Raw genomic sequence first — 15,333 nt, forward strand, 5'->3', positions numbered from 1 at the left:
ACTACATGAACCAAATTGTAGACTTGAGAAAATTTTCTTTGAACGCATAGTTATGTGAGACAATGGCTAAGGAAAAGTATTCCATTACATACAAAAAATAAAAAAGATGAGAGAAAAAATTTTCTCAGACGTTATATAGGGTGTAAAAGCTTTTACAAAACAATAAGGGGAATCGCTACATGAAATCAAATGAGAAAAATTTTATAAAAAGATTACAACGGCAAAAAGAAGACGCGTTAGAATTTGTTGTCGATACATACTTACCACTCATAAAGGGAATCACGCATAAAGTTCTACTTCCAATTCAAAATGATGGACTCATAGAGGAATGTATAAACGATATATTTCTTTCCATTTGGAATAACGCAAATAAATTTCATGGAGAGCCGAGCGATTTTAAAAAGTGGATTGCAGCGATTGCGAAGTTTAAAGCAATTGATTATTACCGGAAATCGACTAAAACAGTAGAAATCATTTCAGATGAGTTTCATATCAGTACAGAAAAATCAGCAGAAGACGAATTAATCGTTATGGAAGATAGGGAAGAATTATTGAAGCTCATTAATCAATTAGAACCGCTAGATCAAAAGGTGTTCATTATGAAATATTTACTTGGTATGAAGACAGAGGAAATAGGTGACAAGTTAGGATTAACTCGGGCAGCAATTGATAATCGAGTGTACCGGGGGAAAAAGAAACTACAACAAAATGCTACGAATATTAGTTTTGGAGGTAGTGCAATATGAAAGACATTTATGAACTATTAAATGATATTGATATAGACGAAAAAGAACTAGAAGAAATTGAGGCTTCTGAAATTGAAAAAGAAAAAGTAAAACGAAATGTAAAACAATCGATACGTACGAAGAAAAAGATGAAAAGTTGGAAAAAAGGTGTCGCTGCTGCATCTATTTTAGTAGGATTATCAGTTGCAACACTCGGTATCGGATTTCCTACATATGCTGGGGGATTGCCAATTGTAGGTGACATATTCCGATTTTTAGATAATGGTAGAACAGGGTTATATGAAAATTATAAAGAATTTTCGACTGAGTTGAATATGACGAGAGAGAGTAATGGAGTTAAGGTTACAATTAATGATGTAATTTCTGATGGCAGAACATTATCTATAACGTATTCACTGGAAAGTGAGCAGGACTTAGGGGAGGATCCTATCATATTAGGTGGATTGGATATAATGGACGCTCATGGTAGTTCAGGCAGTGGTAAAATGACTAAAGTTACTGAAAAAAAGTATGTAGGTATGGTAACAACGACGCATCATGATAGCAATAAAAAGGACAAAGTAAACTTTAGATGGAATATAGAGAGAATAGAGATGCCAGATAGGAAAAAATCAATACAAGGTAATTGGAATTTCGCCTTAACTGTAAAATCAGTGGATAGTAAAGAGAGAACAATTGGTGGGAGTTCGGAAAAAGAAGGTATAAAAGCAAATATGGAAAAGGTCGCAATATCGCCAGTTTCATTTATTCTTTATTACAATCAAGAGGTTTCTAAGGGCACGAGGAAAGAATGGGATAGTGTAGATGTTGAATTGACGGTTAAGGATGATTTAGGGAATATTTATTCGGGTGAAGGAAATGGGGGAAGTGGCAACGATCCTTACAATATCCATTGGAGTGCCACCTTCCAAAAACTAAACGAAAATGCAACAAAGCTTATCGTTACACCTCGCGTGCACTTGCGAGTACATACACCTGAAAATCATGGTGGGGTAGAGTATGTGAATGGGAAAGAGAAGAAAATAGAAGTGCCGAAAAAAGAAGCGAAGAGTAAAGATATTGTGTTAGATGATATTGTCATTGATTTAAAGAAATAAAAGAGAGACTGCCTAAAACCATTTAGGCAGTCTTTTTTTCGTTAAGAACTAGTAACGAGCAATGCATGCGGATGCTGCGTTTTATATTCATCTTTCCACGGAATATTTAGTTGTTCCCACGATTCACCGCTATCATTGGATTGAAAGACGCCATTGTTATTTAACGTGTAAAACGTATGTGGTTCAGCCTTGTTTGTCGCAAACATCGAAATGACTGTACCGATTGCAGATGGTAGTCCTTGTTGTACCTGCTGGAACGGAGTATCTTTCGTTTTTTGATAAATATAAGATTCATAAGGGATACGGTGATGAGCCAGATCAGCACTCGGTGCAGCTGAAACGAGAATCGTATTGCAATCAGCTGGATCAATTGCCATGCTGTATAAATAATGATGTTCAAGTCCTTCACTACATGAGATCCAGCTGTTTCCATTGTTATAACTTTCAAGATAAGCACGATCAGGTCCGCCCATAAATCCGTCACCACATGATGCATAAAGACGATTTGGTGCTTCAGGGTGCATAAGTAATTGATGAGCATCGATAGGAGCACCGAATTTTTTATCAATCCATGTATGCCCTTTATCATTACTTTGAATAACAGCACCAGCTTCGATTGAAACGTGTATTGTATTAGGGTTGTTTGGATCAACTGTAATCCAGCGTACGTGATGGGTAAAAGGTCTAGGCGGGAAAGCCCACGTATAAGAAGATAATAATGATTTCATATTTTTAAGTTCAGTCCACGTTTCACCACCATTTTCAGAGCGAAATAAAGCGCTCGGTTCTGTGCCGACATAAACGACCCCATATCCGTTCACTTGTTCATTTGAGCTTATTGTTATGGAAGTGATAGAGGAGTGTAAAATACCATCTTCTTTAGGGAAATCAAAGTAACGATAAGAATCTCCAATTGGTCTCCATGAATCCCCGCTATCGTCACTTAACCATAGACCTCGTCCAAATGTTCCACAATATACACGGTTTGGGTGGAACGGATCAACAGCGATACAGGTAGGTTGCATATTTTGTAAGTGGTAAGTCGTTTCATAGTTATCATATTGTTCTTTCACTACAACAAGTTCACGTTCCATACAGAGAAATAAACGTTTCATTTAAGTAACCTCCTTAAAATTCTTTCATTAGTAAACAATATGAAAATAAAAAAGAAGTAGTCTTGTTTTATTTGAGAAAAAGGGATTGTCTAAAAAATAGCGAAGTGTGTATACAGAGGAAGCGGGCGTTTACAATCAGTCGATTCGGGATAAAGATGGGGAGTTTGTTTCATACTAACATACAGATATTGTACTTAAAGGAGTATAAGTATGGGACATTCGCATGATCATGGTCATTCAAAAAATAAAAAGGCGTTACTAATTGCCTTCCTACTAACAACAAGTTTTATGATTGCAGAAGTTATTGGTGGATTTGTAACAAATAGCTTAGCACTACTATCTGACGCGGGGCATATGCTAAGTGATGCAGTATCTTTAGCTTTAAGTTTACTTGCGTTTAAGCTCGGAGAAAAAACAGCAACAACTGTGAAAACATATGGATATAAGCGAGTCGAAATGTTAGCAGCATTATGTAACGGTGTCGTTCTTATTGTCATTTCGGTATACATTTTTATTGAAGCAATCCGTCGTTTTAAAGAACCAGTTGAGATTGCTAGTAATGGGATGCTCATTATTGCAGTCCTTGGTCTGCTTATTAATATTTTATCAGCTTGGATATTAATGAGAGGCGGAGATGTGAAAGGTAATTTGAATTTAAGAAGTGCTTTCCTGCACGTACTAGGCGATCTATTGGGTTCCGTCGGAGCGATCATTGCTGCGTTACTTATTAAATTTTTCGGATGGACTGCTGCAGATGCGATTGCTAGTATTCTTGTGTCTATTTTAGTCATTATTAGTGGATGGCGTGTAACACGTGATACGGTTCATATATTAATGGAAGGTGCACCACAGCACATAAATGTTGAAGAGGTAAAAAGTACGTTATTAAATATTCCGATTGTCAAAGAAGTTCATGATTTGCACATATGGTCTGTCACATCAGATTTTCAAGTATTAACATGTCATCTTATTATTAAAGGGAATGAAACGCAAAGTGTATTAAAAGAGGCTACGTATGTATTAAAGGAGAAATTTCATGTAGAACATGTCACCATTCAAGTAGAAATAGATGGTGAATTTAATCATGATGAGACAACTTGCAAAGTATGAAAGAAAAAGGATAAGAAAAAGTGTCATAACATTTTTCGCACGGCATACATATATATAATGTGGCCACAAATACTTTGCAAGGTAAATATTTCATGAAATTACTTTACTTATAAAGAGTCATCTTTTATAATCAAAAGTGGTAATTGATAAAGATTATCATTTTCAATGATCGTAGAAAGGAGTTTTTTAAAAGATGAGTAGTCAACTCCGTTTTGCTGTTGAAAATCGTAAGAGGCATTTAATTGATGAGTTAATTGGAGCAGGTGTGTTTAAGATTCGCGACCGACAATTATACGAGCTGTCTTTAGAGGAATTGGAAAAAGAGTACGAAGATATGGAAGATTATGCAAATATTCAGGCGTAGCTATATAGATTAGTAAAAGGAGAGCTGGTTACGATTTTGTGTAACCAGCTCTCTTTTTATTTCGTAGAAATTATTTTTTGTATTTCTTTCATGGGACGGAGCCAGTTTTGAGTCATTATTTGTTCCATTTGTTTTTCGTCCTGCTTCTGCAATGCTTGAATGATAGAGTGATGTTCTTCAATAGATTGACTTGCTGGAACAAAGTTTTGGAAAAACAAATATTCAAGACGTAAAACGTGAAGTTGCATATTTTCTAGAAAGGGTTCAATATATTGATTTTTAGCAATAGAAGAAATTGTATTGTGGAATTGTATATCTAATTCTAAAGCTTGTTTTGCGTTTTTTTTCTCTATAGAGTGCTGAAAATGATCATTTATTTCAGAAAGTAGTTGAATATCAGCGTCTGTAATGTTTTGAAGAGCTTGCTTTCCTATAATAGAGTGAAGACCAGCCATCGTTTCATAAATGATAGATACGTCGTCTAACTTAATAGGAGCAATTTTTGTTTTTTGCCCTGGTACCATTTCCACTAATCCAGAAAGCTCTAATATTTGAAGTGCTTCCCTTACAGGTGTTCTGCTTACTCCTAGTGCCTCAGCCAATTCCCCATCATTAATTTTTTCATTGGGCTTCAGTACACCTTCAATAATCCAATTCTGTAGTTGATTTAAAACGAGTGATTTTGCTGAAATTCTTCCTGGTTTTTTATAATTTTGAGGGACAGGCATAGTGAATTCAATCCTTTCATTGTATATTTTCCTTTTTTGCATGAACAAGCTTTAATTTTTGTTTCCCTTCATCCGGCTTTTGGCTTAAGATGAGCACCATTACAATGACACAAAAAGCGCCTAATAACTGAAAAGATTGAAATGGCACGTGCAATATAAGTACAGAAGAAATAATAGCTGCGAGTGGTTCTGTGCAACCAAATAATGTTGTTTCTTTCGGAGTCAGGTATCGTATGCTGTCTAAGTATAAATAAAAGGCAATAAGTGTCCCGAAAATGACGACAAATGTGATGAGCGGTAGGGTACTTAGTTTTACATATTTCATAGTTGATAATAAAATGAATTCGTTTGTAGAAATAAAGTGTACAATCGTTACACCAATACCCCCAATAATCATGCCCCATCCAACGATAACGGAGGAAGACCATTTTTCTAACAATTCCTTTGAATATAAACTATAAAAAGCGAGAGATAATCCAGATAAAACACCCCAAATAATAGCTGGTGTAGAAACAGCCAAGTTATGAACAGACCCGTTTGTTAGTAAGAGAAAAGTGCCTACTAATGAAAGGGTAATTGAAATGAAATCAATTTTTGATGGACGAACGTTCCATTTGAAAAGTAAGTATACAGTGATGAATATAGGAGCTAAATATTGTAATAATGTTGCCACGGCAGCATTTCCTTCTTTAATTGAAGAGAAATACGTATACTGTACAGCAAGCATACCGAATAGACCAAACAAAATCATTTTAATAGCATTAGATTTTTGTTTCCAAATGCCAAATATCTCTTTTTTTCTCGTTCCGAATGAGGAAATAATGAGCAAAATAATTCCAGATATAAGTAAACGGATCGTAACTAACCATTCGGTTGAAACATTGTCATATTGAAAAAGTTGTTGTGCAGCTGTACCAGACAAGCCCCATAAACAAGCACCGATTATGACCATTATAATTCCTTTTAATCGATTTGAATCCATATGATCTAAAATTCTCCTTTCTAAAAATATAAATTGAATACAATATGCAATATATCACAGAATAACTCGTTAATAAACTGAAATTTCTAATTTGTTTTTTATGTATAGTAAAATATTGTAGAGGAGGGGGAGTATATGTTAGCTGGATTTTTAGTTTGTTTATTTGTTGGGTTACTTATCATTTTTTTAGTGTATCAAATACATGTGAAAAAGAGGTTGTTTTTGTTGGCAGGATATCAAGAAGAAACGTTTGTTGGAGATAAAAATAAATTAGCGAAGCTTTCAGGAGCATTTTCTTATATAGTCGGAGTTGCTACTATAATATTACCGCTTAGCTTAGAAAAAATAGGTGATGTAGTTGGTATCATATATGCTATATTAATTGTTTTAGGTACAGTTGTATTTATAATTAAAGCAAACCTATTAAATAAGAGTGCTATAAAATAAAAAGGCTTCATTCTACTGAAGCCTTTTATTAATTATTATGAAGTATAAGTAAAAGCCGGAATAGGATCAATAAATGTATTCCACTTTTGTCCCATTTCCTTTTCTGTTAATAGACAATCATCTAATGATTGTTCAATCACAGAACGATTCATATCAATACCGATAAATACGAGCTCAGTTATTCGATCTCCATATCGCTCGTCCCAGTTTTTTAATACTTCTGGTTCTTCTGCAATCATTTGATTTCTTTCAGTTTCAGGTAATGCGGCTATCCACTCACCGGCTCCTTGAATTGTAATAGAGGAACCTGCTTGAGATAGAAGCCCTATCATATTATTACGAGATGCGAGCCAGAAGAATCCTTTCGCTCTTACAACATCTAAAGGCCATTTTTCTAGCCAATTCATAAGGCGCTCGGGATGGAAAGGATATTTGCGACGGTAAACAAAGGAATTGATACTGTATTCTTCCGTTTCCGGTGTATGATGTTCACTATTTAATTCTTGTATCCAGCCGGCCGATTGACTAGCTTCTTCATAATTAAATAGATTTGTGTTTAAAATTTCTTGTAATGGTACTTTGCTAAACGAAGCTTCAAGAATTTTTGCATTAGGATTTAATTTTTTTAGTAAATAATGAAGCTCTATCACATCTTCTTTTTCTAGCAAATCTATTTTATTAAGAATAATTACGTTTGCAAACTCAATTTGATCTATTAATAAATCAATAACTTCCCGGGTATCATTCTCATCGATTGCTTGTTTTCGGTCTAATAAACTTTCTCCGTCTGCAAAATCATCCCAAAACCTATTTGCATCTACAACTGTAACCATCGTATCGAGGCGACAATTTTTCGTTAAATCAATGTTAAGAACTTCGTCTGTATAAGTAAATGTTTGAGCAACTGGAATAGGCTCACTTATACCAGAAGATTCAATAATAATATAGTCAATATCACCATTTTCAACAAGACGATTCACTTCTATCATTAAATCTTCTCGTAGTGTACAACAAATACAGCCATTTTGAATTTCTACTAGTTTTTCCTCCGTACGTGAAAAACCACCCTTTTTTATAAGAGATGCATCAATGTTTACTTCGCTCATGTCATTAACGATGACAGCTACTTTTAAGTTATTCTTATTAGTCAAAATGTGATGTAGTAAGGTAGTTTTTCCAGATCCTAAAAAACCACTTAATACAGTGATAGGTACTTTTTTCATGAAATGATCTCTCCTTTAAATCGTAATGATTACGTTTTATGTTAAACGATGGGAAAAGAAAAAGCAAGAATAAATCATAATGATTACGATTTAAGAATAGAAATAGACTATAAAATTTGTGCTGTAGTATGGAGCATTTGGACAAGCACATGTTTACATATAAATAAAATGGAGGCGAGAAGCTTGGTCTTTAATAGAGTTTCAAAAGAATTAGTAGGCATAGCTCTTATCGCTATGTTTCTCTTTTTATTATTTTTTGTAGATTTTACAAGTCTAGCAAATTTGCACAAAAATATGCCACAGGAATGGTTGAATGTAAATACAGTATTTTTAAGTATCATTTTTGAAGCGATACCCTTTATTTTATTAGGGGTAATTGTTTCTTCATGTATTCAAGTGTTTGTGACGGAAGATATGATTCAAAAAGTAATGCCGAAATCTCCGATTGTTGCAATGATTCCGGCAGTATTTGTGGGAGTTCTTTTTCCAATGTGTGAATGTGTCATTATACCAATTGTAAGAAGGCTCATTCAAAAGGGGTTACCACTTCATGTAGGCATTGTTATTTTACTGAGTGCACCCATTATGAATCCAGTTGTTCTTTTATCTACTGTATATGCGTTTCAAAAAAATGATTACGTTGTATATGCACGCTTTGGGATAACAATTTTAGTTGCTCTATTCATAGGTCTAATTGTGTATTATTGCTATCGCGAAAGAAATGTTTTAAAAGACGTAGAGGTTTCAGTTCAAACAAGCAATAAAAAGAGTTGGAAAGATGTTATGAATCATATTGTAGATGAGTTTTTTGATACTGGTAAGTATTTATTGATTGGTGCTTTTTTAGCAAGTGTATTTCAAACGTTTTTTGATCGGAATGTACTGGATGCAGTAGCACATAACGAAGTAATTGCCCCCTTTATTATGATGGGATTTGGTTATGTTTTATCAATTTGCTCTGCAGCCGATGCTTTTATAGCGGCATCTTTTGGACATGTTTTCTCGGTAAAGGCACTTCTCGCATTTCTTGTATTTGGGCCTATGCTTGATATGAAAAATACGTTAATGCTATTTGCATATTTTCAAAAGAGATTTGTATTCTTTTTGATAGGAATTGTCATTGCATCTGTGTATACCATCCTGCAAATCATAATGTTATAGGAGGTGAGAAAGAATGGAGAAAGAGGAGCAGAAGGCGTATCATCGCTATATACGTGGCATTATTTTAATTGGTTTAGCAATGCTCTTATTTAAACTACTTGTAACAGGTAATATTTATAATTTTATCGCTCCAAAAATGATCAAATTTACGTATATAGCTTTTGTAGTAATTTTAATTTTTGGTACTGTACAAGTTTGGGGAGATGGAAGAGAGAAACAGCATGATTGTAATTGTTGTAAACATCATACAACATCAAAATCAGGGATAAAAAGTTTCTTTGTATATGTTTTATTTGTCGTTCCGATAGTTAGTGCTTTTCTCTTTGGAAGTGTAACAATTGATGGAAGTTTAGCAGGAAAAAGGGGTATGAATCAAAGTGTACAGTCGAGAAGTCTGGAAAGGAATGAAAAAGAGGGGGAACAGGTTAATTTTGATGGGCGAGAAGTATCCGTTGATCCAGAAGAAACATCAAATTTATCAACGACTTATAAAACGGAAGAGCAAGTAGTAAAAAGTATGTTAGGACAGCGTAAACTACAAGTAAAGGATAAGGACTATGTTCAAACAATGAATGTAATTGGTCAAAATGTTAATTGGTTTAAAGGGAAAGAAATTACATTCTTAGGGTTTATATATAAGGATAAAGATGTGACGGGTAATAAAACAGTAGTGGCTCGATATGGCATAACTTGTTGTATTGCGGATGCATCAGTCTGGGGGATGATTGTTACCGGGCAAAATGTTGAAAAAATTCCAGAAGAAACATGGGTGGAAATAACAGGATTATTAGGTGAAACGACATATAAAGGAACAGTCTTTCCACTTGTAAAAGTAAACAAAATCAAGAAAATTAATAAGCCAACTGACCCATATGTATATGATGCTTTACCTCAATAGAAAAGAATAAATTCTTCATATTTTCATGAAATAGAATCATAATCATGGCGATAAAAAAATAAAGATAAGAGTAATTTGGTTTGTTAAAAATATGTGCAGAAGGAGTTATGCGATGAACTGGGTTACTCATAAACCATCATTTGAATTTGAAACATTTAGTCCTATTATTCGGTCACAATCTGCGTGGAGTGGACATTTAGATTTTGCATATGACTTAGTACGATTTGAAAAACCAGAAACTTTAGTTGAGTTAGGTACACATCTAGGTGCTTCTTTCTTCAGTTTTTGTCAAGGAGTAAAAGATGGAGGGTTATCGACTAAATGCTTTGCAGTAGATACTTGGGCTGGAGATGGGCATACAGGTCCATATGGAGAAGGGGTTTTTCAAATAGTAGAAAAAGTAGTGAGCGATAACTACCTTAATATAGGAAATTTAATTCGATCTACTTTTGATGATGCTGTAGAGCGGTTTCAAGATGAAACGATAAATCTTTTGCATATTGATGGCTATCATACGTATGAAGCTGTTTCTCACGATTATAATACATGGCTACCGAAAGTCGCGAAAAACGGTATTGTATTATTTCATGATATTGAAGTTAGAAGTGGTGATTTCGGCGTATATAAGTTTTGGGATGAGGTAAAAGCGAAGTATCCTCATTTTCAATTTGCGCATTCATATGGACTGGGAGTGTTATTTCCGAAGGGTTGTAGTGATAAGTTTGAAGAAATACTTAAAAATAAAGAAGAAATACAAAATATGTATAAATAAAGGTAGGGCATGCATCATTTTTATGATGTGTGCCCTATTTTTTATGTAGAAAATAATGGTGTGAATTAAAAAGTTAAGATAGTTGTAAAAAGTTTTGTTGCAGCAAATATTAAAAAAGTTAGTATGGGATTGTTCCTTGTAAATAAAATAAAGCTTTAATACGTTCATATCAATCCGGGATTTTACAGTAGTTAATTTCTTAACTAGGTACTTTGCACTTACTAAATTTTGATACAAGGGTCTTATTGACCGAAAATATCGGGATAAATAAAAATACAACATTTTTTATATTTTTCATTGCGAAAAACGTAATCTACTTTTACAATAGAAAGGGTTGTGAATATATTATACTGGAAAAATAAATCGAAATAATATGAAAATTTTGTTTTGTCTTCGCTAATTGTATATTACATACATGTAAGACGACATACGTCATGTTATCGACTTGTAAGGAGAGAAAAAAATGAAAAGTGTAAGATTACCATCGATGCTAGAAATCATAGTTCTTTTATTACTATTTCTTGCTGTTGTCTTTTCCTTCCAAACGATTTTTGATCTCCCAATTCAATTAGCGCTATTTATTTCATGGTTTTTAGTAATTGCGCTTGGATTAAGATTAGGATTTCGTTATCAAGAATTGCAAGATGCAATTACGAAAGGGATTTCTAACGGATTAGAAGCAATACTGATTTTAGTTGCAGTAGGTGCTTTAATTGGAACATGGATTGCTGGTGGGGTAGTACCAACATTAATCTATTATGGATTAGAATTTATTCACCCTAGCATATTCCTATTAGCAACATTAATTATTTGTTCTATAACTTCTATCGCAACAGGAACATCTTGGGGAACAGTGGGAACAGCAGGTATTGCTATGATGGCGATTGGTGAAGGACTTGGTTTACCACTTCCGCTTGTTGCTGGTGCAGTTCTTTCAGGAGCTTATTTCGGCGACAAATTATCACCACTTTCTGATAGCACAGTTCTTGCAGCTTCTATGGCGAAAGTAGATGTTATTGCTCACGTTCGAGCTATGCTCGTATTAGATGTTCCGGCTTATATTATTACTAGTATTATGTTTACTGTAGCTGGTTGGATGTATGGCGGCGATAATGTAGATTTGAATCGAGTAGAATTTTTAAAAGAAGCTTTATTAAAGCAATTTGATATTAAAATATGGATGCTTATTCCAGCGGTCATTGTTATCGTTCTATTAGCGATGAAGAAACCGTCTATGCCAACAATTGCAATGGGAGCTTTAATTGGTGCAATTTGGGCAACTCTTTTCCAAGGGATGAACTTTGGAGAGGCGATTGGAACAGCTTATAACGGATTCTCAATTCAATCTGGTGTTGAGTTTGTTGACAAGTTATTAAACCGTGGTGGAATTAACGGCATGCTTGGCTCAGTAGCCGTTATTATTTTCGGTTTAGGATTTGGTGGATTACTTGAAAAACTAGGTGTTTTAAAAGTAATCGTATCAAAATTTGAGAAGAAATTAAATTCTGCAGGTAATGTAACATTGTCTACATTAATCGTGGCATTCTTAGCTAATATATTTGGTTGTGCGATGTATGTATCACTAATTTTAACACCAAAAATTATGGAAGATAGCTATGATAAATTAAAAATAGACCGTCGTGTATTAGCACGTAACTCAGAAGTAGGTGGAACGTTAACTTCAGGTATGGTTCCATGGTCTGATAATGGTATTTTTATGGCTGGTATTTTAGGTGTAGCAACGTTCTCATACGTTCCGTTTATGTGGTTAAGCTTCGTATCGTTAATTTTAGCAGTTATTTACGGATATACAGGCAAATTCATCTGGTATGTAGATGATGCAGATAAAGGAAAGCAAGCATCATAAAATAAAAATCACCTTCTACAATATGTAGAAGGTGATTTTTTTATTTTTTAATAGCATTTTCTGAAGTTATTTCATTCTCATATTTAGCAATTTTTTGTTGTATCTTTTTTAAGTTGTTTTCAGTGTCTTGAATGAGCTGTAAGACATTGGTCTCCTGTTGTTTCATTAATTCTAACCTTTGAAGGATGGTAGATTCTCCTTCCATAGACCAGTCGATAAATTGTTTTATTTTTTGAATTGGCATACCAGTGTTTTTTAAACACAAAATCATCTCTAAATATTTCAGTGCTTCTTCATCAAAAACTCGATCTCCTTTTTCGTTTCTTTGCAGAAAAGGAAACAGTCCTTGTTTATCGTAATAACGTATTTGAGAAATAGTTAAGTGTTGCATTTTGGCGACTTGCCCAATTGTATAATACATATCATTCATCCTTTTATTACCAAGGTATAATGCCATCTTTGTTAAATATTTTACCATTATAGTTTGTTTCACTTAATGCATATTTAATAATAATTTTAGCACTTTCAGTGGTTGTATGGCCACCGGGGGAATTTCCATTAAGATCCGTAGTTGTAAAACCAGGAGTTACTCCAAATACTTCTGGACCGTTAGTGGCAAATTCTTTACTAAAAGCTAATGTTAAAGCATTAATAGCTGTTTTGGAAGAATTATATCCTAGTGTATTAATTGGATGTGTTTCACCATTAGCAAACATTGTTAGTGAGGCCATGTCAGTTGTTACATTTATGATTTTACTGTTGCTTGATTTCTTTAATAATGGTAAAAAGGCTTGCATCATTTGGAAAGTTCCAAAAAAGTTAACTTCAAATCCTTGGCGTAAAGTTTCAATATTTAATTCACTAGGTAGCGTATTGAAGTCTAGCGCTATGCCTGCGTTATTAATTAATAAATGTAAGTGGTCAGTCGTTTCGTAAATTTTCTTTGTTGCTTCTTGAATGGATTGTGAATTTGAAATATCTACTTGAATATAGGAAACGTTTGAAACATTTAAAGATTCTACGGCTTGTTGTCCAAGTTGTTCATTACGAGCACCTAAAAATACGTGGTAATCTTTTTCTGCTAATTGACGAACAAGTTCATATCCAATTCCTTTATTCGCACCTGTTATAAAAGCATATTTTTTCATATTGAATTCCTCCAGTAGTGTTATAGTAGGTTACAATGGAAAGGATACAGCCTAAACTTAAGTTTAGGTCAAGAGGAATTTTTTAAAATAAATATAGAATATCTATATATAAGAGTGAGAATTCTTATCATTTAAGAGAAAGTCTGTTATTATAAGAGATGTAGGTATTATATTTTCAAGGGGATGAAAACATGGAGTACAGAATTGAAAGAGATACATTAGGAGAAATAAAAGTTCCAGCTGATAAATTATGGGCAGCACAAACACAACGTAGTAAAGAAAACTTTCCAATTGGAACAGAGCAAATGCCGCTTGAAATTGTAAAAGCATTTGCAATTTTAAAGAAGAGTGCAGCGCTTAGCAATCAAAAATTAGGAAAGCTATCAGAAGAAAAAGCAGAAGCAATTGTAGAAGCTGCGGATGAAGTGATTGCAGGGAAATGGAATGAACATTTTCCGCTTGTCGTATGGCAAACAGGTAGTGGTACACAGTCAAACATGAATGTGAATGAAGTAATTGCAAATCGTGGGAATCAAATTTTGAAAGAGAAGGGATCTGACGTACATATTCATCCGAATGATGATGTGAACATGTCACAAAGTTCAAATGATACATTTCCAACGGCGCTTCATGTAGCTTGTGTAATCGCAGTAGAAAATCACGTATTACCAGCAATTACGAAATTAAAAGAAACTTTAGCAGAAAAAGTAACTGCATTTGAACATATTATAAAAATTGGTCGTACACATTTACAAGATGCAACGCCGTTAACTTTAGGGCAAGAAATTAGCGGATGGCACCGTATGCTTGAAAAAACAGAGCGTATGATTGCAGAGAGCAATACATATATGAAAGAGTTAGCAATTGGTGGAACTGCGGTTGGAACAGGTATTAATGCTCATCCTAAATTTGGTGAGATGGTATCAGAGGAAATTAGTCAATTTACAGGTAAACAATTTGTTTCTGCACCAAATAAGTTCCATGCATTAACGAGCCATGATGAAGTTGTATATACTCACGGTGCATTAAAAGCATTAGCTGCGGATCTAATGAAGATTGCTAACGATGTACGTTGGCTTGCAAGTGGTCCACGTAGTGGTCTTGGAGAAATTATTATTCCAGCAAATGAACCGGGAAGCTCTATTATGCCAGGTAAAGTAAATCCAACGCAAAGTGAAGCGTTAACGATGGTTGTAGCGCAAGTAATGGGGAATGATGCAACAATCGGATTTGCTGCGAGCCAAGGTAACTTTGAGTTAAATGTATTTAAACCTGTTATTGCTTATAACTTCTTACAATCAGCTCACTTATTAGCGGATGCAATTGTTTCGTTTAATGACAATTGTGCAGTTGGTATTGAAGCAGATGAAGAAGTAATTAATGAAAATGTGAATCGTTCACTAATGCTTGTAACAGCGCTAAACCCACATATCGGATATGAAAATGCAGCGAAAATTGCGAAGCATGCTCATAAAGAAGGATTAACTTTAAAAGAAGCAGCGTTGCAATCTGGACTACTAACAGAAGAGCAATTTAATGAAATTGTAGATCCAAAGAAAATGATTGCTCCAAAAGAGTAATAGAAAAAGCCAAGATTCTTAGTATAGAATCTTGGCTTTTTTGATGTTCATTTTTAAGTTTCATCTACTTGCAATAATGCAAGCTTCAAAATATA

General features: G+C 34.2%; 16 protein-coding genes. 10 read left to right on the plus strand and 6 right to left on the minus strand.

Features of this window, described 5'->3' with window-relative positions:
* The first annotated feature begins 179 nt into the window (after nt 1-179).
* Both MHH27_RS09015 and MHH27_RS09020 read left to right on the plus strand, forming a co-directional pair.
* Nucleotides 180-746 (plus strand): sigma-70 family RNA polymerase sigma factor, encoded by a 567-nt coding sequence (locus tag MHH27_RS09015; RefSeq protein ID WP_000840007.1) that lies wholly within the window; start codon nt 180-182, stop codon nt 744-746.
* On the plus strand, nt 743-1,843 hold the full coding sequence (locus MHH27_RS09020) for a DUF4179 domain-containing protein (protein ID WP_071714470.1): 1,101 nt from the start codon (nt 743-745) through the stop codon (nt 1,841-1,843). The genes MHH27_RS09015 and MHH27_RS09020 overlap by 4 nt, the downstream gene beginning before the upstream one ends.
* 41 nt (nt 1,844-1,884) lie before the next feature.
* Here the strand turns inward: MHH27_RS09020 and MHH27_RS09025 are convergent, their stop codons facing one another.
* Nucleotides 1,885-2,958 (minus strand): WD40/YVTN/BNR-like repeat-containing protein, encoded by a 1,074-nt coding sequence (locus MHH27_RS09025; RefSeq protein ID WP_200457962.1) that lies wholly within the window; start codon nt 2,956-2,958, stop codon nt 1,885-1,887.
* Nucleotides 2,959-3,168: 210 nt separating this feature from the next.
* Here MHH27_RS09025 and MHH27_RS09030 point away from each other — a divergent pair, with 210 nt between their 5' ends.
* Nucleotides 3,169-4,068 carry a cation diffusion facilitator family transporter gene (locus MHH27_RS09030; RefSeq protein ID WP_000510024.1) on the plus strand — a complete coding sequence of 300 codons (900 nt, stop codon included), beginning with the start codon at nt 3,169-3,171 and terminating at the stop codon, nt 4,066-4,068.
* 193 nt (nt 4,069-4,261) lie between these two features.
* Entirely contained in the window at nt 4,262-4,432 is a 171-nt protein-coding gene (gene fbpA, locus MHH27_RS09035; protein WP_000098302.1) for a Fur-regulated basic protein FbpA, read from the plus strand.
* Nucleotides 4,433-4,488: 56 nt separating this feature from the next.
* On the opposite strand, the gene MHH27_RS09040 is transcribed toward fbpA, so the two are convergent.
* On the minus strand, nt 4,489-5,160 hold the full coding sequence (locus MHH27_RS09040) for a GntR family transcriptional regulator (RefSeq protein ID WP_002023787.1): 672 nt from the start codon (nt 5,158-5,160) through the stop codon (nt 4,489-4,491).
* Nucleotides 5,161-5,176: 16 nt separating this feature from the next.
* Nucleotides 5,177-6,142 carry a DMT family transporter gene (locus MHH27_RS09045; protein WP_065228593.1) on the minus strand — a complete coding sequence of 322 codons (966 nt, stop codon included), beginning with the start codon at nt 6,140-6,142 and terminating at the stop codon, nt 5,177-5,179.
* Between the two features lie 135 nt (nt 6,143-6,277).
* Here MHH27_RS09045 and MHH27_RS09050 point away from each other — a divergent pair, with 135 nt between their 5' ends.
* Nucleotides 6,278-6,589 carry a DUF3784 domain-containing protein gene (locus MHH27_RS09050; RefSeq protein ID WP_061660317.1) on the plus strand — a complete coding sequence of 104 codons (312 nt, stop codon included), beginning with the start codon at nt 6,278-6,280 and terminating at the stop codon, nt 6,587-6,589.
* Nucleotides 6,590-6,624: 35 nt separating this feature from the next.
* Here the strand turns inward: MHH27_RS09050 and MHH27_RS09055 are convergent, their stop codons facing one another.
* Nucleotides 6,625-7,812, minus strand: a complete 1,188-nt coding sequence (locus MHH27_RS09055) for a GTP-binding protein (protein ID WP_098014367.1) — start codon at nt 7,810-7,812, stop codon at nt 6,625-6,627.
* A 168-nt stretch (nt 7,813-7,980) separates the two neighbouring features.
* On the opposite strand from MHH27_RS09055, the gene MHH27_RS09060 reads away from it, so the two are divergent.
* The 4 genes from MHH27_RS09060 to nhaC all read left to right on the plus strand — a co-directional run bounded on the left by MHH27_RS09060 (nt 7,981) and on the right by nhaC (nt 12,510).
* Complete coding sequence (locus MHH27_RS09060) at nt 7,981-8,973, plus strand: permease (RefSeq protein WP_176520572.1); 993 nt, start codon at nt 7,981-7,983, stop codon at nt 8,971-8,973.
* A 13-nt stretch (nt 8,974-8,986) separates the two neighbouring features.
* A complete protein-coding gene (locus MHH27_RS09065; protein ID WP_098235546.1) occupies nt 8,987-9,871 on the plus strand; it encodes a TIGR03943 family putative permease subunit in 885 nt (294 codons plus the stop codon).
* Between the two features lie 112 nt (nt 9,872-9,983).
* Nucleotides 9,984-10,643, plus strand: a complete 660-nt coding sequence (locus MHH27_RS09070; protein ID WP_089148932.1) for a class I SAM-dependent methyltransferase — start codon at nt 9,984-9,986, stop codon at nt 10,641-10,643.
* Between the two features lie 463 nt (nt 10,644-11,106).
* Nucleotides 11,107-12,510: a Na+/H+ antiporter NhaC gene (nhaC, locus tag MHH27_RS09075; RefSeq protein ID WP_000843986.1), complete on the plus strand. Its 1,404-nt coding sequence runs from the start codon at nt 11,107-11,109 to the stop codon at nt 12,508-12,510.
* Between the two features lie 40 nt (nt 12,511-12,550).
* Here nhaC and MHH27_RS09080 read toward each other — a convergent pair whose 3' ends face one another.
* Both MHH27_RS09080 and MHH27_RS09085 read right to left on the minus strand, forming a co-directional pair.
* Entirely contained in the window at nt 12,551-12,931 is a 381-nt protein-coding gene (locus tag MHH27_RS09080) for a MerR family transcriptional regulator (RefSeq protein WP_097821639.1), read from the minus strand.
* A 16-nt stretch (nt 12,932-12,947) separates the two neighbouring features.
* Entirely contained in the window at nt 12,948-13,658 is a 711-nt protein-coding gene (locus MHH27_RS09085; protein WP_000759552.1) for an SDR family NAD(P)-dependent oxidoreductase, read from the minus strand.
* 191 nt (nt 13,659-13,849) lie between these two features.
* Here MHH27_RS09085 and fumC point away from each other — a divergent pair, with 191 nt between their 5' ends.
* Nucleotides 13,850-15,238: a class II fumarate hydratase gene (fumC, locus tag MHH27_RS09090; RefSeq protein WP_053564799.1), complete on the plus strand. Its 1,389-nt coding sequence runs from the start codon at nt 13,850-13,852 to the stop codon at nt 15,236-15,238.
* Nucleotides 15,239-15,333 lie beyond the last annotated feature (95 nt).

The organism is Bacillus sp. FSL L8-0152 (assembly GCF_038006365.1).
GTDB classification, from domain to species: Bacteria; Bacillota; Bacilli; order Bacillales; family Bacillaceae_G; genus Bacillus_A; species Bacillus_A cereus.

Bases quoted from the DNA above. Each gene is read 5' to 3' on its own strand.
- MHH27_RS09065 (WP_098235546.1), top strand. From the start codon at position 8,987: ATGGAGAAAGAGGAGCAGAAGGCGTATCATCGCTATATACGTGGCATT.
- MHH27_RS09020 (WP_071714470.1), top strand. From the start codon at position 743: ATGAAAGACATTTATGAACTATTAAATGATATTGATATAGACGAAAAA.
- MHH27_RS09070 (WP_089148932.1), top strand. From the start codon at position 9,984: ATGAACTGGGTTACTCATAAACCATCATTTGAATTTGAAACATTTAGT.
- MHH27_RS09055 (WP_098014367.1), bottom strand. From the start codon at position 7,812: ATGAAAAAAGTACCTATCACTGTATTAAGTGGTTTTTTAGGATCTGGA.
- MHH27_RS09040 (WP_002023787.1), bottom strand. From the start codon at position 5,160: ATGCCTGTCCCTCAAAATTATAAAAAACCAGGAAGAATTTCAGCAAAA.
- nhaC (WP_000843986.1), top strand. From the start codon at position 11,107: ATGAAAAGTGTAAGATTACCATCGATGCTAGAAATCATAGTTCTTTTA.
- MHH27_RS09045 (WP_065228593.1), bottom strand. From the start codon at position 6,142: ATGGATTCAAATCGATTAAAAGGAATTATAATGGTCATAATCGGTGCT.
- MHH27_RS09085 (WP_000759552.1), bottom strand. From the start codon at position 13,658: ATGAAAAAATATGCTTTTATAACAGGTGCGAATAAAGGAATTGGATAT.
- MHH27_RS09080 (WP_097821639.1), bottom strand. From the start codon at position 12,931: ATGTATTATACAATTGGGCAAGTCGCCAAAATGCAACACTTAACTATT.
- fumC (WP_053564799.1), top strand. From the start codon at position 13,850: ATGGAGTACAGAATTGAAAGAGATACATTAGGAGAAATAAAAGTTCCA.
- MHH27_RS09030 (WP_000510024.1), top strand. From the start codon at position 3,169: ATGGGACATTCGCATGATCATGGTCATTCAAAAAATAAAAAGGCGTTA.
- fbpA (WP_000098302.1), top strand. From the start codon at position 4,262: ATGAGTAGTCAACTCCGTTTTGCTGTTGAAAATCGTAAGAGGCATTTA.
- MHH27_RS09050 (WP_061660317.1), top strand. From the start codon at position 6,278: ATGTTAGCTGGATTTTTAGTTTGTTTATTTGTTGGGTTACTTATCATT.
- MHH27_RS09060 (WP_176520572.1), top strand. From the start codon at position 7,981: ATGGAGGCGAGAAGCTTGGTCTTTAATAGAGTTTCAAAAGAATTAGTA.
- MHH27_RS09025 (WP_200457962.1), bottom strand. From the start codon at position 2,958: ATGAAACGTTTATTTCTCTGTATGGAACGTGAACTTGTTGTAGTGAAA.
- MHH27_RS09015 (WP_000840007.1), top strand. From the start codon at position 180: ATGAAATCAAATGAGAAAAATTTTATAAAAAGATTACAACGGCAAAAA.